General features: G+C 72.1%; 16 protein-coding genes. 13 read left to right on the top strand and 3 right to left on the bottom strand.

The features are described 5' to 3' along the window. The first annotated feature begins 209 nt into the window (after positions 1 to 209). The gene (locus ACFWPT_RS00750) at positions 210 to 1,616 is read left to right on the top strand and encodes an aspartate ammonia-lyase (protein WP_063349891.1); all 1,407 of its coding nucleotides are present in this window, start codon (positions 210 to 212) and stop codon (positions 1,614 to 1,616) included. A gap of 126 nt (positions 1,617 to 1,742) precedes the next feature. On the opposite strand, the gene ACFWPT_RS00745 is transcribed toward ACFWPT_RS00750, so the two are convergent. Then, complete coding sequence (locus ACFWPT_RS00745; protein WP_063349890.1) at positions 1,743 to 2,213, bottom strand: SPW repeat protein; 471 nt, start codon at positions 2,211 to 2,213, stop codon at positions 1,743 to 1,745. A gap of 186 nt (positions 2,214 to 2,399) precedes the next feature. Between ACFWPT_RS00745 and ACFWPT_RS00740 the strand changes: the two genes are divergently transcribed. The 7 genes from ACFWPT_RS00740 to fahA all read left to right on the top strand — a co-directional run bounded on the left by ACFWPT_RS00740 (position 2,400) and on the right by fahA (position 11,213). Next, positions 2,400 to 2,972 (top strand): PadR family transcriptional regulator, encoded by a 573-nt coding sequence (locus ACFWPT_RS00740; protein WP_380478439.1) that lies wholly within the window; start codon positions 2,400 to 2,402, stop codon positions 2,970 to 2,972. A gap of 125 nt (positions 2,973 to 3,097) precedes the next feature. Further along, positions 3,098 to 4,798, top strand: coding sequence for an acyl-CoA dehydrogenase family protein (locus tag ACFWPT_RS00735; protein WP_380478437.1), 1,701 nt, complete (start codon positions 3,098 to 3,100; stop codon positions 4,796 to 4,798). 147 nt (positions 4,799 to 4,945) lie between these two features. Then, positions 4,946 to 6,307, top strand: coding sequence for a phosphoribosyltransferase family protein (locus ACFWPT_RS00730; RefSeq protein WP_380478435.1), 1,362 nt, complete (start codon positions 4,946 to 4,948; stop codon positions 6,305 to 6,307). Between the two features lie 206 nt (positions 6,308 to 6,513). Next, on the top strand, positions 6,514 to 7,728 hold the full coding sequence (gene hppD / locus ACFWPT_RS00725; RefSeq protein WP_063349886.1) for a 4-hydroxyphenylpyruvate dioxygenase: 1,215 nt from the start codon (positions 6,514 to 6,516) through the stop codon (positions 7,726 to 7,728). Between the two features lie 160 nt (positions 7,729 to 7,888). Continuing rightward, positions 7,889 to 9,115: a homogentisate 1,2-dioxygenase gene (locus tag ACFWPT_RS00720; protein WP_380478433.1), complete on the top strand. Its 1,227-nt coding sequence runs from the start codon at positions 7,889 to 7,891 to the stop codon at positions 9,113 to 9,115. After that, complete coding sequence (locus tag ACFWPT_RS00715; RefSeq protein WP_380369065.1) at positions 9,112 to 9,993, top strand: hypothetical protein; 882 nt, start codon at positions 9,112 to 9,114, stop codon at positions 9,991 to 9,993. The genes ACFWPT_RS00720 and ACFWPT_RS00715 overlap by 4 nt, the downstream gene beginning before the upstream one ends. Next, the gene (gene fahA, locus ACFWPT_RS00710) at positions 9,990 to 11,213 is read left to right on the top strand and encodes a fumarylacetoacetase (protein ID WP_363366913.1); all 1,224 of its coding nucleotides are present in this window, start codon (positions 9,990 to 9,992) and stop codon (positions 11,211 to 11,213) included. Before ACFWPT_RS00715 ends, fahA begins: the two co-directional genes overlap by 4 nt. 143 nt (positions 11,214 to 11,356) lie before the next feature. Here fahA and ACFWPT_RS00705 read toward each other — a convergent pair whose 3' ends face one another. After that, entirely contained in the window at positions 11,357 to 12,130 is a 774-nt protein-coding gene (locus tag ACFWPT_RS00705) for an SDR family oxidoreductase (RefSeq protein WP_380369061.1), read from the bottom strand. A gap of 97 nt (positions 12,131 to 12,227) precedes the next feature. On the opposite strand from ACFWPT_RS00705, the gene ACFWPT_RS00700 reads away from it, so the two are divergent. From ACFWPT_RS00700 to ACFWPT_RS00680, 5 genes are all read left to right on the top strand, one after another. Further along, on the top strand, positions 12,228 to 12,839 hold the full coding sequence (locus ACFWPT_RS00700; protein WP_380478431.1) for a TetR/AcrR family transcriptional regulator: 612 nt from the start codon (positions 12,228 to 12,230) through the stop codon (positions 12,837 to 12,839). A 177-nt stretch (positions 12,840 to 13,016) separates the two neighbouring features. Further along, on the top strand, positions 13,017 to 14,063 hold the full coding sequence (locus ACFWPT_RS00695) for an enoyl-CoA hydratase/isomerase family protein (RefSeq protein ID WP_380478429.1): 1,047 nt from the start codon (positions 13,017 to 13,019) through the stop codon (positions 14,061 to 14,063). 87 nt (positions 14,064 to 14,150) lie between these two features. Next, positions 14,151 to 14,813: a GntR family transcriptional regulator gene (locus ACFWPT_RS00690; RefSeq protein ID WP_380369053.1), complete on the top strand. Its 663-nt coding sequence runs from the start codon at positions 14,151 to 14,153 to the stop codon at positions 14,811 to 14,813. A gap of 195 nt (positions 14,814 to 15,008) precedes the next feature. Further along, a complete protein-coding gene (gene aceE / locus ACFWPT_RS00685; RefSeq protein WP_380478427.1) occupies positions 15,009 to 17,744 on the top strand; it encodes a pyruvate dehydrogenase (acetyl-transferring), homodimeric type in 2,736 nt (911 codons plus the stop codon). Between the two features lie 185 nt (positions 17,745 to 17,929). Further along, entirely contained in the window at positions 17,930 to 18,715 is a 786-nt protein-coding gene (locus ACFWPT_RS00680; RefSeq protein ID WP_063349877.1) for an enoyl-CoA hydratase, read from the top strand. A 129-nt stretch (positions 18,716 to 18,844) separates the two neighbouring features. On the opposite strand, the gene ACFWPT_RS00675 is transcribed toward ACFWPT_RS00680, so the two are convergent. Further along, a complete protein-coding gene (locus tag ACFWPT_RS00675; protein ID WP_380428117.1) occupies positions 18,845 to 20,659 on the bottom strand; it encodes an NAD-binding protein in 1,815 nt (604 codons plus the stop codon). Positions 20,660 to 20,704 lie beyond the last annotated feature (45 nt).

The following is a 20,704-nucleotide window of genomic DNA, read 5'->3' as shown; positions in this document are numbered from 1 at the left end:
AACGACCGGGTGCGGCCGGGCGGACCCGGCGGCAACGACGGGCGCGGCCCGGCCGTAACCGTGGATGCGGCCGGGCCGGAACGGCGAGCGTGGCCGGGCTGCAACACCGGATGCGGCCGGGCGGAAATACCCGGGGCCCGCGCGCGGCTGTGGTGATCGGAGACCGCTCGGGGCCGGACCACCAGCCCGTTCAGGAGGTGCAGCGCGTGATGGGTGACGAGCAGGAGAACCAGCGGGAGTACCGCGTCGAGCACGACTCGATGGGCGAGGTCCGGGTGCCGGCCGCCGCGAAGTGGCAGGCGCAGACGCAGCGGGCGGTGGAGAACTTCCCGGTGTCCGGCCAGCGGCTGGAGCGCGCGCACATCGCCGCGCTGGCCGGGATCAAGGCCGCCGCGGCCCGGGTGAACGCCCGTCTCGGCGTCCTGGACGAGGACACGGCGGCGGCGATCGCGGCGGCGGCCGAGGAGGTCGCCGAAGGGCGGTGGGACGACGAGTTCCCGGTGGACGTGTTCCAGACCGGTTCGGGCACCTCGTCCAACATGAACGCCAACGAGGTGATCGCCACCCTGGCCGCCGAGCGGCTGGGCCGCCCGGTCCACCCGAACGACCACGTGAACGCCAGCCAGTCGTCCAACGACGTCTTCCCGTCCTCGATCCACATCGCCGCCACCGCCGCCGTCACGCACGACCTGATCCCGGCGCTGGAGCACCTGGCGGAGGCGCTGGAACGCAAGGCCGCCGAGTTCGCGCAGGTGGTCAAGTCGGGCCGGACGCACCTGATGGACGCCACGCCGGTCACCCTCGGCCAGGAGTTCGGCGGCTACGCCGCTCAGGTGCGGCACGGGCGGGAGCGGCTGCTGGCGACGCTCCCCCGGGTCGCCGAACTGCCCCTCGGCGGCACGGCGGTGGGCACCGGGATCAACACCCCGCCGGGGTTCCCGGCGGCGGTGATCGAGGAGGTCGCCCGCACCACCGGCCTGCCGCTGACCGAGGCCCGGGACCACTTCGAGGCGCAGGGCGCCCGCGACGCCCTGGTCGAGCTGAGCGGGCAACTGCGCACGGTGGCCGTCGGCTTCACGAAGATCGCGAACGACCTGCGGTGGATGGGCTCGGGCCCGCGCACCGGCCTCGGCGAGATCAACCTGCCGGACCTGCAACCCGGTTCGTCGATCATGCCGGGCAAGGTGAACCCGGTGCTCCCCGAGGTGGTGCTGATGGTCGCCGCCCAGGTGGTCGGCAACGACGCGACGGTCACCCTGGCCGGCGCGAGCGGCAACTTCGAGCTGAACGTGATGCTCCCGGTGCTCGCCCGCAACGTGCTGGAGTCGGTGAGGCTGCTCGCCAACAGCGCCCGGCTGCTCGCGGACCGGACGGTGGACGGCATCACCGCCAACGTCGAACGGGCCCGGGAGTACGCGGAGTCCTCCCCCTCGGTGGTCACCCCGCTGAACCGCTACCTCGGGTACGAGGAGGCGGCGAAGGTCGCCAAGCAGGCGCTGGCCGAACGGAAGACGATCCGACAGGTCGTGCTGGAGCACGGCTACGTGGAACAGGGCAAGCTCACCCGGGAACAGCTCGACGAGGCCCTGGACGTCCTGCGGATGACCCGCCCGTGACGGCCACCCACCCGCCCATGACGGCCAACGACCCACCCGTGACGGCCGCGGCTCCCTGACGACGTGCGCCGGGGCGCGGAGGACGGTTCGGCCCTCCACGCCCCGGGACGCGGACTGTCAGTGACGTCAGCCCTTGGCGCGGCCGGCCCGGCCGAGCCGCATCGCAGCTCCGTTCGCCGTGATCGTGGCCATCGAGATCGCCGCGAGACCGAGCAGGAACATCACGGCACCGACGATGACGCAGGTGACGATGTTCCTGCCCTGCGCGGCCGATCCGGAGACGAGCCAGGGAGAGACGATCGTCCACGCGCCGAGCACGGTGGCCGCCCAGGCCCTCGCGTGGGTGCGCTCGTAGGCCGACCCGTATCCCGCCATCAGCACGCAGTAGGCCAGGCCGACGATCAGGCAGGTCACGGTCAGCGTGTTGAAGGCGGTGAAGCCGACGATCCATGGCGATGCCGCCAGGAACAGGCCGGCCAGCACGGCCAGGGCCTCCGTGGCCTGGGCGCGCGGGGTCGAGGTGATCCGCTCGTAGTGCTCCCGGAGTTCGACGATGTCCGGGTGATGCTCCATGCCCATCGGAATCTGGGTAGACACCGATACCACCTCCTATGGTTCGGAACATGGAGGGCTCTTGCCCCGTACCCATTCTGGCGCTTATCCGATGATTTGCGCCTTTTGGTCGCAAATGATCGATAACCATCCGATCACGCCGGTGACCTGCGTCTCACCACTCCGGACCCCCATTGCCTATGCAATTCGTTGCATAGCAGGATGCGGGACATGGCACTGGAGCACGCGATCCTCGTCTCACTGCTGGAGCAGCCGGGCTCGGGCTACGAACTGGCCCGGCGCTTCGACCGCTCCATCGGGCGCTTCTGGACCGCCACCCACCAGCAGATCTACAAGGTGCTGCGGCGGATGGAGGCCGACGACTGGGTCGCCGCCGAAGAGGTCGCCCAGGACGGCCGGCCGGACAAGAAGGTCTACTCGGCGGCCGACGCCGGACGGGCCGTGCTCGCCGGCTGGCTGCGCGAACCGGTCGAGCCTGAGTCCGTCCGACACGAGCTCGCGGTCAAGATCCGCGCCGCCGCCTTCGACGACCCGGCCGCGCTGATCTCCGAGGTCGAACGGCACCGCGAGAGCCATGCCGCCCTGCTCGCCCGCTACCTGCACGGCGAGCAGCGCGACTTCCCCGACCTCACCGCGCTCGACACCCGGCAGGAGCTCCAGCACGTGGTGCTGCGCGGCGGCATCGAGTACGAGCGGATGACCCTCGCCTGGCTCGACGACGTGCTCGCCACCCTGCACCGCCTCGCCGCGGGTGACGGGTCACAGATGACAGGTGACAGATAACAGAATCTGAACGCTGAAATCTGAAATCTGTCAGTTGTCATCTGTTCGCTGTTCGCTGTCACCCGCCAGCCCCACCCACCAGCCCCACCCGCCGCCTCCTCACCCTCGACCCCCGGGAGCCCGTGATGCTCTTCAACCCGCGTACGTACGACCCCGCGCAGTTCGACGAGCCGACCCGCCGGCTGCTGCGCGCGACCGTGGACTGGTTCGAGTCCCGCGGCAAGAAGGCGCTGATCGACACCTACGTCGACCGCACCTGGTACGCCGACTTCCTCGAATTCGCCGCCGAGGAGGGCCTGTTCGCGGAGTTCCTGACCCCGTCCGCGGCCGACCCGGGCAAGCGCTGGGACACCTCCCGGATCGCCGAGCTGAACGAGATCCTGGGCTTCTACGGCCTCGGCTACTGGTACACCTGGCAGGTCACCATCCTCGGCCTCGGGCCGGTCTGGCAGAGCAAGAACGAGGCCGTCCGGGCCCGCGCCGCCAAGCTCCTGACGGAGGGTCATGTCATGGCGTTCGGGCTCTCCGAGCGCACCCACGGCGCCGACATCTACTCCACCGACATGATCCTCACCCCGGACGGCGAGGGCGGTTTCACCGCGACCGGCTCCAAGTACTACATCGGCAACGGCAACGTGGCCGGCCTGGTCTCGGTGTTCGGCCGCCGCTCCGACGTCGAGGGCCCCGAGGGCTACGTCTTCTTCGCCGCCGACAGCCGCCACGACGCGTACCACCTGGTCAAGAACGTCGTGAACGCCCAGATGTACGTCAGCGAGTTCCGGCTGGAGGGCTACCCGGTGCGCGCCGAGGACGTGCTGCACACCGGGCAGGCCGCCTTCGACGCCGCGCTGAACACCGTCAACGTCGGCAAGTTCAACCTCTGCACGGCCTCGGTCGGCATCTGCGAGCACGCGATGTACGAGGCCGTCACGCACGCCCACAACCGGGTGCTGTACGGCCGGAAGGTCACCGACTTCCCCCACGTGCGGCGGGAGTTGACCGACGCTTACGCCCGCCTGGTGGCGATGAAGATGTTCAGCGCGCGGGCCGTGGACTACTTCCGCACCGCCTCCCCCGAGGACCGCCGCTACCTGCTGTTCAACCCGATGACCAAGATGAAGGTCACCACCGAGGGCGAGAAGGTCATCGACCTGATGTGGGACGTCATCGCGGCCAAGGGCTTCGAGGCGGACACCTACTTCGACAAGGCGGCGAAGGACATCCGCGGCCTGCCGAAGCTGGAGGGCACCGTCCACGTCAACCTGGCGCTGATCCTCAAGTTCATGGGCAACTACCTGTTCGCCCCGAGCGACTACGCCCCGGTGCCGACCCGGCTGGACGCCACCGATGACGCCTTCCTGTTCCGCCAGGGTGCGGCCCGCGGCCTCGGCGCGATCCGTTTCCACGACTGGCGCACCGCGTACGACCGCCACACCCAGCTGCCGAACGTCGCCCGCTTCCGCGAACAGGCCGACGGCTTCTGCGAGTTGCTCCTCAGCCACGCGCCGAGCAAGGAGCAGCAGGCGGACCTGGACTTCCTGCTGGAGATCGGCCAGCTGTTCGCACTGATCGTCTACGGCCAGCTGGTGCTGGAGCAGGCGGAGCTGACCGGCCTGGACGAGGACGTCCTGGACCAGATCTTCGACGCGCTGGTCCGCGACTTCTCCGCGCACGCGACCGAGCTGCACGGCAAGGCCTCGACGACCCCGGAGCAGGCCGCCTGGGCGTTGGCGAACGTGCGCCGGCCGGTCGCCAACGCGGAGCGGGCCGCCGCCGTGTGGGCCCGGGTCGAGGAGCTGTCGGGCGCGTACGAGATGCGGCCGTAGCCGCCGCGCAGAACGAGGAACGAGCCCGAGGGTGCGGGCCTGGGGCACGGGCCGCCCCCTCGGCCCCCCGGCCCGCACTCCAGGCCCGCGCCCTCGGTGCCCCGCCCGACGCCGCCCGGACGTACCGTGGAACACGGAGGGCGCGTCATGCACGGCACCGGGACCCACTTCACCGACCGGACCGACGCGGGCCGGCGGCTGGCCGCCCGCGTGGGCCACTTGGGCGGCGCCGACACCGTGGTGGTGGCCCTGCCCAGGGGCGGGGTTCCGGTGGCCGCCGAGGTGGCGGCCGCGCTCGGCGCGCCGCTGGACATCTGCGTGATCCGCAAGCTCGGCGTGCCCTACCAACCCGAGCTGGGCATGGGGGCGATCGGCGAGGACGGCGTCCGGGTGCTGAACGAGCAGGTCATCCGGCTGGCCGGGGTCGGCGACGACCAGCTGGCCGCCGTGGAGCGGCGCGAGCGCACCGAGTTGGAGCGCCGGGCCCGCCGCTACCGGGGCGGCCGCCCGCCCGCCGACCTGCGCGGCCGCACGGTGATCGTGGTGGACGACGGCGTCGCCACCGGCTCCACCGCCCGGGCCGCCTGCCGGATCGTCCGGGCCCGGGGCGCGGCCCGGGTGGTGCTCGCCGTCCCGGTGGCCCCGGCGGACTGGACGGAGCGCCTGTCCGAGGTCGCCGACGAGCTGGTCTGCGTCGGTACGCCGTCGCCGTTCTTCTCGATCGGCGAGTTCTACGGGGACTTCGCGCAGACCGGCGACGAGGAGGTCCTGCGGCTGCTCGCCGAGGCCGCGGGCGGGCGCGCGCCAGGGCCGGTGGGCGTGGACCGCGAGCTGGTCCTGCGCGCCGCCGGTGTGCGCCTCGCCGGCCGGCTGACCGTCCCCGCCGCACCGAGCGGCATCGTGCTCTTCGCGCACGGCAGCGGCAGCGGCCGGCGCAGCCCGCGCAACCGGCACGTCGCCCGGTACCTGAACCGCTCCGGGCTGGCCACGCTGCTGTTCGACCTGCTCACCGAGGCGGAGGAGCCGGATCGCCGCAAGGTGTTCGACGTCGGTCTGCTCGGTGACCGGCTGACCGCCGTCGCCGAGGAGCTGGGCCGGCTGGAGGAGACCCGCGGCCTGCCGCTCGGCCTCTTCGGCGCCAGCACCGGTGCCGCGGCCGCGCTGCACACCGCCGCCGTCCTGCACACCGCCACCGCGCTCGGGCCCGCCGTCGGCGCGGTGGTCTCCCGCGGCGGGCGCCCCGACCTCGCCGGTCCCGACGTCCTGGGCCGGGTGAGCGCCCCGACGCTGCTCGTGGTCGGCGGCCTGGACACCACCGTGATCGACCTGAACCGGCGGGCCCGGGCCCGGCTGCACTGCGTGAGCGAACTGGCGGTGGTGCCGGGTGCGGGCCATCTGTTCGAGGAGCCGGGCACGTTGGACCAGGTCGCCGAGCTCGCCGGGGCCTGGTTCCTGCGCCACCTCGCACCGCCCGGGACCGTCCAGGAGCCGGTGTCGCGAACCCCGTGAACCGGCCCCGATCGGCAGCACATTTTGCGCAGCCGAATGCGGGATTTCCTGATCAGCTTGTACACATTGAACAGTGAAATCCCGACCTGTTGCCCAGCCACCCGGACAGGAGCAAGCTCTCCGCCAGCCGCACCGCCCACCCGTTCGCGGCGCGGCCGCCTCAAGCGGACGCCTCAGAGCCGAGGCCAAAAGTGGAGGAACGACCGATGACCCCGCAGTCCCACGCCCTTGAGCTGACCCCCGAGGAGCGCGAGGCCGGCCTCGACGCCGACCAGCTGCGCCGCCTCGTCGGCCTCGTCGAGCACGACCCGGCCACCGACCCGTTCCCCGTCACCGCGCAGGACGCGGTCGTCTTCGTGGTCGGCAACGCCACCCAGACGGCCCAGTTCTACCAGGCCGTGTTCGGCATGGAGCTGGTCGCCTACTCCGGCCCGGAGACCGGCCGTCGCGACCGCAAGGCCTTCGTGCTCCGCTCCGGCTCCTGCCGCTTCGTGATCAAGGGCGGGGTGCTGCCGGACAGCCCGCTGCTGGACCACCACCGCCGCCACGGCGACGGCGTCGTCGACCTGGCCCTGGAGGTCCCGGACGTCGACAAGTGCATCGCGCACGCCCGCGCCACCGGCGCGACCGTCCTGGAGGAGCCGAACGACGTCTCCGACGAGAACGGCACCGTGCGCCGCGCGGCCATCGCCACCTACGGCGAGACCCGCCACACCCTGATCGACCGCTCCCGCTACCACGGCCCCTACCTGCCGGGGTACATCACCGCGCAGAGCAAGGTCCAGCACCCGGAGGGCTCGCCCAAGCGCCTGTTCCAGGCCCTCGACCACGCCGTCGGCAACGTCGAGCTGGGCCGGATGGACGAGTGGGTTTCGTTCTACAACCGGGTCATGGGCTTCGTGAACATGGCCGAGTTCGTCGGCGACGACATCGCCACCGACTACTCCGCCCTGATGTCCAAGGTCGTCGCCAGCGGCAACCACCGGGTGAAGTTCCCGCTCAACGAGCCGGCCATCGCCAAGAAGCGGTCGCAGATCGACGAGTACCTGGAGTTCTACACCGGCCCCGGCTGCCAGCACATGGCGCTCGCCACCAATGACATCCTCACCACCGTCGACGTGCTGCGCTCGCGCGGCGTGGAGTTCCTCAACACCCCCGACTCGTACTACGACGACCCGGAGCTGCGCGCCCGGATCGGCAAGGTGCGGGTGGACATCAACGAGCTGAAGTCGCGCGGCATCCTGGTCGACCGCGACGAGGACGGCTACCTGCTGCAGATCTTCACCAAGCCGATCGGCGACCGCCCCACCGTCTTCTACGAGTTCATCGAGCGGCACGGTTCGCTGGGCTTCGGCAAGGGCAACTTCAAGGCGCTGTTCGAGGCGATCGAGCGCGAGCAGGACGCCCGCGGCAACCTGTGAGTGCTGGGGAGCCCTGAGCACGGGGAGTCCTGAACACGGGGGAACCCCGGGTGCTGAGCAGCTCTGAGTGCTGAGAAGCTCTGAGCACCGGGGAACTCTGAGCACGGTCGGGCGTACCGTGAGGACGGTCGGCTGAGCACGGTCGAGGAGGAGCAGGGAGATGGCGTACTACCGGCAGCTGGGCAGCATCCCGCCCAAGCGGCACACCCAGCACCGCACACCCGAAGGCGGGCTGTACTACGAGGAGTTGATGGGCGAGGAGGGGTTCTCGTCGGACTCCTCGCTGCTCTACCACCGGGGCATCCCCTCGGCCGTGGTGAACGCGGTGCCGTGGGAGCTGCCGGACCAGTCCACGGTGCCCAACCACCCCCTGCTCCCCCGCCACCTCAAGCTGCACGAGCTGTTCGCGGACCAGGAATGGAAGTCCGCGGACGTCGTCGGCAGCCGCCGCCTGGTCCTCGGCAACGGCGACGTGCGGATCTCGTACGTCGCCGCCGGGACCCCGAGCGAGCTGTACCGCAACGGGCTCGGTGACGAGTGCGTGTACGTGGAGTCCGGCTCCGGCACGGTCGAGACGGTCTTCGGCTCGATCGAGGTCGGCCAGGGCGACTACGTGATCATCCCGCGCGCCACCACCCACCGCTGGGTGCCGGCCGGGGACGAACCGCTGCGCGCGTACTGCATCGAGGCGAACAGCCACATCACCCCGGCCAAGCGCTACCTCTCCAAGTACGGGCAGCTGCTGGAGCACGCGCCGTACTGCGAGCGGGACTTCCGCGGCCCGGTCGGCCCGCTGGTCGTCGACGCCGACGGGGATGCCGCCGGGGACGCCTCCGGAGACGTCGACGTGCTGGTCAAGCACCGCGGCCCGAACGGTGTCTCGGGCACCCGCTACACCGTGCCGCACCACCCCTTCGACGTGGTCGGCTGGGACGGCTGCCTGTACCCGTACGCCTTCAACATCCGAGACTTCGAACCGATCACCGGCCGGGTCCACCAGCCGCCGCCGGCCCACCAGGTGTTCGAGGGCAACGGCTTCGTGATCTGCAACTTCGTTCCCCGCAAGGTGGATTACCACCCGCTGTCGATCCCGGTGCCGTACTACCACGCCAACGTGGACAGCGACGAGGTCATGTTCTACTGCGGCGGCGACTACGCGGCCCGCAAGGGCTCGGGCATCGGCCAGGGCTCGATCTCGCTGCACCCCGGCGGGCACACCCACGGGCCGCAGCCGGGCGCGTACGAGCGCAGCATCGGCGTGGAGTTCTTCGACGAACTCGCCGTCATGGTGGACACGTTCCGCCCGCTGGAGCTCGGCGAGGGCGGCCGGGCCGGCGAGGACGGCAACTACGCCTGGACCTGGGCCGGTCGGGGGCCCGGGCGATGAGCGCCGCCTCGTCCGCCGTGACCAACCGGACGGGCCCCGGGGCGATCCCCGAGCTGTTCCACGGGCTCTTCGACGACGCCGCGGTGTTCCCCCCGGGGAACCTGCCGGTCGCCGAGGCGGTGCCCGCGCACCGCGGGCACCGCGCGGCCTGGTACGCCGAGGCGGTCGGCCCGCTCCTGTGCGGGGCGGGCCGGCTGGGCGAGTTGGCCGCGGCGGCTTCGGGCGGCGCGCCGCTCAGGGTCGGGCTCGTACTGCCGGGGGGCAGTGCCGAGCTCGGCCCGGCGCTCGCCGCCGCCGCACCCTTCGAGGTGGCCGGCGTCGAACTCGCCGTCCGGGACGCCGCCGAGGCGGTCGCCGCCCTGGACCGGCTGCTGCCGCCGAACGTCCCGGCCGCCGTCGAGCTGCCGCGCGAACTCCTGCGCGGCGACGGCCTGGACGAGGTGCTGGACGTGCTCGTCGACAGCCCCTACCGGGCGAAGTTCCGCACCGGCGGGGTGGTGGCCGAGGCGTTCCCGGACGAGGAGGAGCTGGCCGCCTTCCTCACCGGCTGCGCCCTGCGCGGGCTGCCGTACAAGTGCACCGCCGGACTGCACAACGCCGTCCGGCACACCGACCCGGCCACCGGCTTCGAGCACCACGGTTTCCTCAACGTGCTGCTGGCCGCGCAGGAGACCGACCGGGCCGCAGCAGCGGCGGTACTGGCGGAGCGCGACGGCTCGGTGCTGGCCAAGGCCGCCCATGTACTGACCGATCGTCAGATCACGGTGATCCGGAACTCGTTCACCGCGTTCGGCACGTGCAGCATCGCCGAGCCCCTGGACGACCTGGCCGCGCTCGGCCTGCTGCCGTCCACGTCACAGCCACAGGAGGACCGTTGAGCACCACCCCCCGCAGCTGGCTCGCCAGCGCCCAGGACTCGCCGTTCGGCGTGCACAACCTGCCGTACGGCGTGTTCACCGCCGCCGACCAGCCCGGCCGGCGCCGGATCGGCGTGCGCGTCGGGGACTTCGTGCTGGACGCCGCGGCGGCCGCCCGGGCCGCCGGGGCGCCGTCCGTGCTGCTGGCCGCGGACTCGCTCAACCCACTGCTGGCGGCAGGGCGTTCGACCTGGACGCAGGTCCGGGCCGACCTCACCCGATGGCTGACGGACGAGTCCTACCGCGAGGCGCTGTCGCCTGCGCTGCTGCCGGCGGGCGAGGTCCAGCTGCACCTGCCGTTCGAGGTCGCCGACTACGTCGACTTCTACGCCTCCGAGCACCACGCCACCAACCTGGGCCGGATCTTCCGCCCGGGCTCGGAGCCGCTCACCCCCAACTGGAAGCACCTGCCCATCGGTTACCACGGGCGGGCCGGCACGGTGGTCGTCTCCGGCACCCCGGTGGTGCGGCCCCACGGGCAGCGCAAGGCGCCCGCCGACCCGGCGCCGTCGTTCGGGCCGACCCGGCGGCTGGACATCGAGGCGGAGGTCGGCTTCGTCGTCGGCACCCCGTCCGAGCTGGGCCGACCGGTCGTCCTGGACGACTTCCGCGAGCACGTGTTCGGCGTCTGCCTGGTCAACGACTGGTCCGCGCGTGACATCCAGGCCTGGGAGTACGTGCCGCTCGGCCCGTTCCTCGGCAAGTCCTTCACCACCTCCGTCTCCCCGTGGATCGTCCCGCTGGACGCCCTGCAGCACGCCCGGGTCGCGCCGCCCGAGCGCGACGTCGAGCCGCTGGCCTACCTGGACGACCGCGACGGCGAGCCATGGGGACTGGACCTGGCGCTGGAAGTCCGACTGAACGGGCACCTGGTGTCCCGGCCGCCGTTCGCCTCGATGTACTGGACGGCGCAGCAGCAGCTCACCCACATGACGGTCAACGGTGCCTCGCTGCGCACCGGCGACCTGTTCGCCTCGGGCACCGTCAGCGGGCCGGAGCCGGAAACCCGCGGCGCGCTGATCGAGCTGACGTGGAACGGCGAGGAGCCGCTGAAGCTCCCGGACGGCACCACCCGGACGTTCCTGGAGGACGGCGACGAGGTCACCATCACCGCCACCGCGCCGGGGCCGGAGGGCGCCGTCATCGGGTTCGGCGAGGTGACGGGGCGGGTCCGGCCGTAGCGGGCCCGCAGCCGCCGGCCGACAACTGACGGCGAACAGATAACAGACGACAGATAACAGCTGACAGATTTCATCATCTGTCAGCTGTTATCTGTTACCCCCGCCCCTCCACGGACTCCCCCCGCGCGCCGAACGCGCCGCGACTACAGGCCCGCCCCTCCGGTGGCGTCGATGACCCGGCCGGTGACCCAGCGGGCGTCGTCGGAGGCGAGGAAGGCGACGATGTCCGCGATGTCCTCCGGCTGCCCGACCCGGCCGAGGGCCGCGAGCGAGGCCGCATGGGCCTCCGCCTCCGCGTTGCCGCGCAGCCAGCCGGCGTTGACGTCGGTGTCGACGACACCCGGCGCGACCGAGTTGGCGGTGATCCCGCGCGGGCCGAGCTGCTTGGCGAGGTTGAGGGTGAAGGTGTCGAGCGCCCCCTTGGTCGCGCCGTAGGCGATGATCTCCGGCATGGCGAGGCGGGCCGCGCCACTGGAGACGTTGATGATCCGGCCGCCGTCGCGCAGCCGGTGCAGGCCGTGCTGGACGACGAAGAACGGCGCGCGGACGTTGACGGCGAAGACCTCGTCGAAGCCCTCCTCGGTGAGCGCGGCGAGGTCGGCACTGCGCCCGATCCCGGCGTTGTTCACGATGATGTCGACGCCGCCGTCGGGCGCGTGCGCGCCGATCCCGGCATCGAACGCCTCCCACAGCGCGGCCGCGTCCCCGTGCCGGCCGAGTTCGGCGTGCAGCGCGAAGGCCCGGCCGCCGTCGGCGCGGATGCCCGCGACGACCTCGCCCGCCGCCTCCTGATCGCGGGCGTAGCCGACGGCGACGGTGGCGCCGTCGCGGCCGAGCCTGCGGGCGATCGCCCGGCCGATCCCCCTGCTACCCCCGGTGACCAGCGCGGTCTTGCCCTTGAGTGCCTGCGTGCCCATGACTGAGCCCCTTCCTGCTTCGCCCACCACATTTGTTGAGTGCTCACTCAAGAAAGAAGCTAACACACTTGTTGAGCGGGTGTTCTAAAATTCCGGCATGACCGAGAACCCGACGCGGCCCCGGCGCGGACGACCGCCGACCTTCGACCGGGACGAGGCGCTGACGGCGGCGACCCGGCTGTTCTGGGAGCGCGGCTACGAGGCCACCTCCGTCACCGACCTGACCACCGCCATGGGCATCCGACCCGGCAGCCTCTACGCCGCGTTCGGCGACAAGCGCTCGCTCTTCGAGGAGGTCGTCCGCCACTACGGGCACTCCCCCGTCGGCGCGTTCGCGGGGGCCGCCCTGCGCGAGGAGACCAGCGCGTACGCGGCCTTCGCCCGGATCCTGCGGGAGGCGGCGGCCATCTACCCCGACCCCTCGCACCCGGCCGGCTGCCTGGTGATCAGCGCCGCCACCAACGTCTCCCCGCAGGACGCCGAGGTCCAGGCCCACCTGCGCGACCTGCGCAACCGCAACCTCCACGTCTTCGAGACCAGGCTGCGCACGGCTCAGGCGGACGGCGAACTCCCGCCCGACGCCGACCCGCACGCGCTGGCCGGCTACTTCGGCGCGGTCATCCAGGGCATGTCGCAGCAGGCCCGGGACGGCGCCACCGCCGCCGACCTGGCCCGGACCGCCGAACTCGCCCTGCGCGCCTGGCCGTAGGGACCCGAACCGGGCCCAGCCGGCCGGTCGGCCGTGAGGACGGTCCGCCGGTCCGCCGTGAGGACGGCCCGCCGCCCGGTCGGGTGATCACGGCTCCGCGCCGCCCCGGTACGGTGGACGGCAGGAGTCGTCAAGACCGAGGAACGACCGAACGACCGAACGACGGGAACGGACCCGATGAACGCAGAGGTGGCGGAGGTCCAGGTCTCCCTGGACGGCGGGGCCGGGCGGATCGTGCTGAACCGGCCGCGGGCGCTCAACTCGCTGACCCACGGCATGATCACCACCGTCCACACGACGCTGACCGAGTGGGCCGCGGACGACCGGGTGCGCACCGTCGTCCTGACCGGCGCCGGCGAGCGCGGCCTCTGCGCCGGGGCCGACCTCCGCGCACTGCACGACGACGCCAGGGCCGGCGGAGCCGGCACCCGGGCCTTCTTCCGCGACGAGTACCGGCTGAACGCGCTGATCGCCCACTACCCGAAGCCGTACGTCGCGGTGATGGACGGCATCACCATGGGCGGCGGCATCGGCCTGTCCGCCCACGGCGCGCTCCGGATCGTCACCGAACGTTCCACCGTCGCGATGCCCGAGACCCGGATCGGGCTGGTCCCGGACGTCGGCGGCAGTCGACTGCTCGCGCTCGCCCCGGGCGAGTTGGGCACCCACCTCGGACTCACCTCGGCCTCGATGGGCCCCGGTGACGCGCTGCTGTGCGGGTTCGCCGACCACTTCGTCCCCTCGACACGGATCTCGGCGCTGCTCGACGCCCTGGCCGAGAGCCCCGACCCCGCCGCCGCCGTCGCCTCGCACGCCGAGCCCGCGCCGGGGTCCGCGCTCGCGGAGCAGCGCGGCTGGATCGACGCCTGCTACGCGGCCGACACCGTCGAGGAGATCGTCGAACGACTGCTGAACTCCGGCGTGGCGGAGGCGAAGGAGGCCGCGGAGCTGGTCCTCGGCAACTCCCCCACGGCCGTCACGGTGACCCTCGCCGCACTGCGCCGGGCCCGCACGCTCCCCTCCCTGGAGGCCGTGCTCGACCAGGAGTACCGCGTCTCCTGCGCCGCGCTGAGCGGGCCTGACCTGGTCGAGGGCATCCGCGCCCAGGTGATCGACAAGGACCGCACCCCGCGCTGGTCCCCGGCCTCGCTCGCCGAGGTCGGGGAGGCGGACGTCGCCCGCTTCCTCGCCCCGCGCGTGGGCGACGAGTTGGGCCTGGCGTGACCGGGCTGCGCTGCGGCCCCGCATCACCACGCGCCATGAACCACGAGTGATGAACCACGCGTCATGAACCACGATCAAGGAGCCCGCATGACCCGCCCGATCCCGCTGCCGCCCGCCGGGGACGCCGACCCGCTGTCCCGGGTGCCGCTCGGCGAGCAGGTGCGCGGACTGCTGCTGGAGGGCCTGCTGAACGGGCGCTGGCAGCCCGGCGACCGGATCGTGGAACGGCGCCTGGCCGCCGAGTTGAACGTCAGCCAGGCGCCGGTGCGCGAGGCGCTGCGCTCACTGCAGTCGCTCGGGCTGCTCGACGCCGAGCCCAACCGGGGCGTGCGGGTGCGCGAGATCAGCCCGGCCGAACTGCGCGAGGTCTACCAGGTGCGGGCCGCCCTGGAGCGGCTGGCCGCCGAGGCGGCGGTCGTCCGCCTGGCCGGGGACACCGCTGCCCTGGAGCGGCACGCGGAACGGATGGCGGCGGCGGCCGGGGCGGGTGACGCGCTCGGGCAGGCCCGGCACGGCGTGGCCTTCCACCGCGAGATCGTGGCCGCCGCCGCCAACGGGGCACTGCTGCGAACCTGGGAGGGGCTGGGCGTGGAGGTGTGGACGGTGCTGTCGCTGCACCGGGTCCGCCCGGAGCTGCACGAGAACGCGGCCGACCACGCTCCGCTGATCGACGCCTTCCGGCGGCGGGATCCGGAGGTCGGGCGGCTGTTGGCGGAACACGTCCTGGAGTACGCCGACCGCTCCGCCTGAGCGGATCCGGGCGGGGTCCCGGTGCGGCATTATGGTTCGCACAAAGATGATCGATCATCGCTCACATTACCCTCCAGTAGCGGTTGACGCGCCGCCGGACCACTCCCTACCGTCCATAGAGACCTTCCATGGAGAGAAATGCTATTCCGCATCCCGGAATCGGCACTCTGAAGCACCGGCAAAGGGGAACCATCCGTGTCCCAGCTCGACCAGCTTCCCGACCACGACCCCGAAGAGGTCGCGGAGTGGCGCGCCTCCCTGGACGCCGCCCGCGACTTCGGCGGAGCGCACCGCGCCGCCCACCTGCTGCGCCGCCTCGTCGAACACGCCGAACTGCGCCGGCTCGACGTCCCACCGCTCCTGGACACCCCGTACGTCAACACCATCCCGACCGGCGCCGAGCCCGAGTTCCCCGGCGACGAGGCGATGGAGCGGCGGATCACCGCCTGGAACCGCTGGAACGCCGCCGCCATGGTGACCAGGGGCAACCACCGCGGCGGCCTCGGCGGGCACATGGCCACGTACGCGTCCGCCGCCTGGCTGTACGAGGTCGGCTTCCAGCACTTCTTCCGCGGCAAGGAGGCCGACGGCTCCGGCGACCAGCTGTACGTCCAGGGCCACGCCGCGCCCGGCGTCTACGCCCGCGCCTTCCTCGAAGGGCGCATCGGCGAGGCCCAGTTGGACCGCTTCCGGCAGGAGGCCGGCGGCGACGGCCTGCCCTCGTACCCGCACCCGCGCCGACTGCCGTGGTTCTGGGAGTTCCCGACCGTGTCCATGGGCCTCGGACCGCTGTCGGCCATCCACCAGGCCCGGTTCAACCGGTACTTGACCGCGCGCGGCATCAAGGACACCTCCGGCTCGCACGTCTGGGCGTTCCTCGGCGACGGGGAGATGGACGAGCCGGAGTCGACCGCCGCGCTCGCCCTCGCCGCCCGCGAGGGGCTGGACAACCTCACCTTCGTGGTCAACTGCAACCTCCAGCGCCTGGACGGACCGGTGCGCGGCAACGGCAAGATCGTCCAGGAGCTGGAGCGCCAGTTCCGCGCCGCCGGCTGGAACGTCGTCAAGTCGCTGTGGGGCGAAGCCTGGGACGACCTCCTGGCCCGCGACACCACGGGCGCGCTGGTGCGCCGGCTCGGCGCGGTGCCGGACGGACAGTTCCAGACCTACGCCGCCTCCGACGCCCGCTACGTCCGCGAGCACCTGTTCCAGGCCGCGCCCGAACTCCAGGCGATCGCCGAAATCGTGGACGACCAGCGGCTGTTGGAGATCGTCGCGACCTCCCGGGCCGGACACGAACCGCGCAAGGTGTACGCCGCCTACCGGGCGGCGCTGGAGCACCGGGGCGCCCCCACGGTGGTGCTGGTGCAGACGGTCAAGGGCTGGACGCTCGGCCCCGGCTTCGAGGCCCGCAACGCCAACCACCAGATGAAGAAGCTCTCCGGAGCGGAGTTCCGGGCGATGCGCGACCTGCTCGAACTCCCCATTCCCGACAGCGCCCTGACCGGCGAGCTGGTCCCGTACGCGCACCCGGGCCCGGACTCCCCGGAGGCCCGCTACCTCCGGGAGCGGCGCGCCGCGCTGGGCGGCCCCGCGCCCGCCCGCCGGGTGCGCTTCACCCCGCTGCCCGAGCTGCCCGCGAAACCCTTCGAGACGCTGCTCAAGGGCTCCGGCACGCAGGAGATCGCGACCACCATGGCGTTCGTCCGGCTGGTCAAGGACCTGATGCGGGACAAGGCCACCGGCCACCGCTGGGTGCCGATCGTCCCGGACGAGGCACGCACCTTCGGCATGGAGTCGCTCTTCCCGAGCGCCGGCATCTACTCGCCGCTGGGGCAGACCTACGACCCGGTCGACCGCGACCAGCTGCTCCACTACAAGGAGTCGGCGACCGGCCAGATCCTCAACGAGGGCATCACGGAGGCCGGTTCGATGGCCTCGCTGACCGCCGCCGCGACCGCGTACGCCACCCATGGCGAGCCGGTGATCCCGTTCTACATCTTCTACTCGATGTTCGGCTGGCAGCGCACCGCCGACCAGATGTGGGCTCTGGCCGACCAGTTGGGCCGAGGCTTCCTGATCGGCGCCACCGCCGGACGCACCACGATGACCGGCGAGGGCCTGCAACACGCCGACGGCCACTCGCAGTTGATTGCCTCCACCAACCCGGCGGCACTGTCCTACGACCCCGCCTTCGGGTACGAGGTCGCGGTGATCGTCCGCGAGGGCCTGCGCCGGATGTACGGCAGCAGCCCCCAACACCCGCACGGCGAGGACGTGTTCTACTACCTGACCGTCTACAACGAGCCGCTGCCACAGCCGCCGCTGCCGACCGGCACGGACGTCACCGACGTTACTGCCGTCGCTGACGTCGCTGACGTCACCGACGGCATCCTGCGCGGGCTCTACCGCTACCGCCCGGCGGAGCCCTCGCCGGGCGGCGACGCGCCGCGGCTCCAGCTGCTCGCCTCGGGCACCGCCGTGCGCTGGGCGCTCGCCGCCCAGCAACTGCTCGGCGAGGACTGGGGCGTGGCGGCGGACGTCTGGTCGGCACCCTCCTGGACGGAGCTGCGCCGGGAGGCGCTGGACTGCGACGCGGCCAACCTGGCGCAGGCGGCGGCCGGTACGGGCGCGGCGGCGCGCGTCCCCTACGTGACGCGGGCACTGGCAGGGGCGCCCGGGCCGGTGCTGGCGGTCAGCGACTGGATGCGCGCGGTACCGGACCAGATCCGCCCGTGGGTGGAGCAGGACTGGACGTCGCTGGGCACGGACGGCTTCGGCCTCTCCGACAGCCGGGACGCGGCGCGGCGGCACTTCGGCGTGGACGCCCAGTCGGTCGCGGTGGCGGCGCTGGCCGCGCTGGCGCGCCGGGGCGAGGTCAAGGCGGAGACCGTCCGGCAGGCGGCCGAGCGCTACGGGGTCCGCTTCTGACCCCTGACGCCCCGCGTCCGGAGCCCCGTGTCCGGAGCCCTGGGCCCCGGCTCCGCAGCGGGGAGCCGGGCCCGTGACGACCATCTCGCATACCAAGACTGGCGCGAGGCGGGGCGCGTCGTAGATCGTTGGATGGTCAGGGCGCGCCCGCGCGGCGCCGAGCAGCGGAATGGGAGTCAACGGCGATGACCGAGACCGAGACCTACGAGACGATCCTGGTCGAGCGCAAGGGCCGGGTGGGGCTGATCACGCTCAACCGGCCGAAGGCGCTCAACGCGCTGAACACCCAGCTGATGAACGAGGTGGTCGCGGCCGCGACCGCCTTCGACCGGGACCCGGAGATCGGCTGTCTGGTGATCACCGGCTCGGAGAAGGCGTTCGCGGCCGGCGCCGACATCAAGGAGATGCAGGGCAACCGGTTCCCGGACGTCTACCTGGACGACTGGCTGGGCCCCTGGGACCGGCTCGGCGCGCTGCGCAAGCCGGTCGTGGCGGCGGTGGCCGGGTTCGCGCTGGGCGGCGGCTGCGAGCTGGCGATGCTGTGCGACATCCTGCTGGCGGCGGACACTGCGAAGTTCGGGCAGCCGGAGATCAAGCTCGGCGTGATCCCGGGCATCGGCGGTTCGCAGCGGCTGACCCGGGCGGTCGGCAAGGCGAAGGCGATGGAACTGTGCCTGACCGGCCGGATGATGGGCGCCGAGGAGGCCGAGCGGGCCGGCCTGGTCTCCCGGATCGTCCCGGCGGACCAGCTGCTGGCCGAGGCCCTGACGGTGGCCGAGACCGTCGCGGCGATGTCCACCCCGGCGGCGGTCATGCTCAAGGAGAGCGTCAACCGCGCCTTCGAGACGACCCTCGCCGAGGGCGTCCGCTTCGAGCGTCGGCTGTTCCACGCGGCGTTCGCCACGGCGGACCAGAAGGAGGGCATGGCGGCATTCGCGGAGAAGCGCCCGCCGTCCTTCACCAACCGGTGACCTGGCCGCTTACGGCTTACGGCTGACGGCTGACAGGTAACAGCTGACAAGTAACAGATAACAGCTAACAGATTTCGTCATCTGAAATCTGTTAGCTGTTATCTGTCAGCTGTTGTGCGTCAGCCGCCGTCACACCTCGTCCACCAGCGCCGTGTTGAGCCGGGCGAGCCCGCTACGGGTGGCGGCGACCACGATCTGGTCGCCCGGGGTGAGGCGCCGGGTGCGGTCGGGAAAGTTCCACTGCAACTGCGCACTGCGGGCGAACCGGACGGCGATCACCCGGACGCCGCCCGGGTCCTCCAGGTCGTGCCGGTTCATGCCGATCAGCCCGCTGCCGTCCTCGACCGTCAACTCGGCGATCAGCAGCACGTGCCGGAACACCGACAGCATCCCGCGCACCTCGCGCCCCATCAGGGCGGCGGCGAAGGCGGGTGCGGCCAGGTACGAGACCGAACGCGAGGCCGCGTTGTCCAGCGTCGCGTAGAAGTGCCCGGCGAAGTTGTCGTCGAACAGCCGCACCACCACACGGACTTCGGGATTCCCGTGGCGCGCCTCCAGGGCCGCCTCCAGGTTGGTGGCGTCGTCGCCGCTGACCGCGACCAGCGCCCGGCTGTGCTTCAACCGGGCGCGACGCAACTGCTCCTCGAACGGGCCGTCGCCCAGGACCACCGGGATGCCGAGCGCCCGGGCGGCGGCGATGCCCCGGGCCTGCGGGTCACGCTCCATGCAGACCACCGGCACGCCCAGTTCGTGCAGTTGGGCCGCGACCCGGGTGCCGACGTTGCCGAGGCCGACGACGATCACGTGGTCCCGGGTGCCGGCCCCGGGGTTGCGGGGCTGCCCGCGCCGCCCGGAGCCGAGCACCTCGACCGCGATGGCGGTGGCGACCGGGGCGAAGGTGATCCCGCAGATGGTGATCACCACCTGCGCCACCCGCTGCCACAGTCCGCCCGTCCCGGTCCCGGCGGCGATGTCGGCGAGTTGGTCGGGCTGGGCGGCGCCCGCGAGGTCGAGCAGCGAGATGTAGAGGGTCCAGCCGAAGTTCCGGTTCAGGTACCAGAGCACGCCGAAGGCCATCAGCACCGCGGCGAGGGCGGTGAGCAGCACCAGCCGCATCCGGGCGCTGGTGAAGAAGCGCATCATGTCGAGCAGCCGCCAACGCGCCCGCCGCGCCCAGCTGATCGGTTCCCTGGGTTCGATGCGCAGCGCTTGGAGGGCGGCCACGCCGTCCGGCTCCTCCTCGGGCGCCGGCTCCGGTTCCGCTTCGCGGCGGACGCCACCGGGGCGGACCGGCCCGTCGTCGCCGAACTCGCTGGCGAGCCGGACGAAGTCGGCCGAGTCGCCGCGCTGTTCGGGCAGCAGGCGGATCTTGCTGAGGTCCTGGCGGTCGATGTGGTCGGCGACCACGCAGATCCGGTCGGAGGTGATGGCCTCGTCGAAGGCGATGTGCAGGAAGCGTCCGCCGATCTCGACCGAGTTGGGCCGCCCGAGCGCCGCCGCGGCGAAGGCGGGTGCGGCGGTGGCGGAACCGGAGAGCGCGGCACCGTTCCTGAGCAGCCGTTCGATGTTCTCACCGAGGCGCTGGTTGAACATCCGGAGCACGATCCGGATGTCCGGGTTGTGGCCTTGGGCGCTGAGCGCGGCGTGGATGTTGTCCTGGTCGCTGCCCTCGACGAGGGCGAGGCCGCGGGCGGTGTCGATCGACACCTCGCGCAGCGCCTCGTCGGTGATGCTGGCGTACTCGACGACGGCGGCGACGCCGGGGAGTTGCTCGATCTGCGGCGCGTGGTCGCGGGTGCGATCGGCGACCAGGACGACGACCGGGACCTCGTAGTGCTCGACGAGTTCCAGGACCAGCCGGTGGGCCAGTGCGTTGCCCCCGCAGACGATGTAGTGCTGACTGACCGGCTCTACCGAACGGGTCCCCCACCCTTCAGAAGTCATACCGCCGGATGATATCGACGGCAGGTGGCCGGACGGCGTCGTTCC

The sequence above is a fragment of the Kitasatospora sp. NPDC058478 genome (genome assembly GCF_042720345.1).
GTDB lineage: Bacteria > Actinomycetota > Actinomycetes > Streptomycetales > Streptomycetaceae > Kitasatospora.
This window is presented reverse-complemented; position numbering and strand designations above follow the sequence as displayed.

Bases quoted from the DNA above. Each gene is read 5' to 3' on its own strand.
- ACFWPT_RS00735 (WP_380478437.1), top strand. From the start codon at position 3,098: ATGCTCTTCAACCCGCGTACGTACGACCCCGCGCAGTTCGACGAGCCG.
- ACFWPT_RS00675 (WP_380428117.1), bottom strand. From the start codon at position 20,659: ATGACTTCTGAAGGGTGGGGGACCCGTTCGGTAGAGCCGGTCAGTCAG.
- ACFWPT_RS00700 (WP_380478431.1), top strand. From the start codon at position 12,228: ATGACCGAGAACCCGACGCGGCCCCGGCGCGGACGACCGCCGACCTTC.
- ACFWPT_RS00690 (WP_380369053.1), top strand. From the start codon at position 14,151: ATGACCCGCCCGATCCCGCTGCCGCCCGCCGGGGACGCCGACCCGCTG.
- ACFWPT_RS00720 (WP_380478433.1), top strand. From the start codon at position 7,889: ATGGCGTACTACCGGCAGCTGGGCAGCATCCCGCCCAAGCGGCACACC.
- ACFWPT_RS00680 (WP_063349877.1), top strand. From the start codon at position 17,930: ATGACCGAGACCGAGACCTACGAGACGATCCTGGTCGAGCGCAAGGGC.
- hppD (WP_063349886.1), top strand. From the start codon at position 6,514: ATGACCCCGCAGTCCCACGCCCTTGAGCTGACCCCCGAGGAGCGCGAG.
- ACFWPT_RS00695 (WP_380478429.1), top strand. From the start codon at position 13,017: ATGAACGCAGAGGTGGCGGAGGTCCAGGTCTCCCTGGACGGCGGGGCC.
- ACFWPT_RS00705 (WP_380369061.1), bottom strand. From the start codon at position 12,130: ATGGGCACGCAGGCACTCAAGGGCAAGACCGCGCTGGTCACCGGGGGT.
- ACFWPT_RS00715 (WP_380369065.1), top strand. From the start codon at position 9,112: ATGAGCGCCGCCTCGTCCGCCGTGACCAACCGGACGGGCCCCGGGGCG.
- ACFWPT_RS00730 (WP_380478435.1), top strand. From the start codon at position 4,946: ATGCACGGCACCGGGACCCACTTCACCGACCGGACCGACGCGGGCCGG.
- ACFWPT_RS00740 (WP_380478439.1), top strand. From the start codon at position 2,400: ATGGCACTGGAGCACGCGATCCTCGTCTCACTGCTGGAGCAGCCGGGC.
- ACFWPT_RS00750 (WP_063349891.1), top strand. From the start codon at position 210: ATGGGTGACGAGCAGGAGAACCAGCGGGAGTACCGCGTCGAGCACGAC.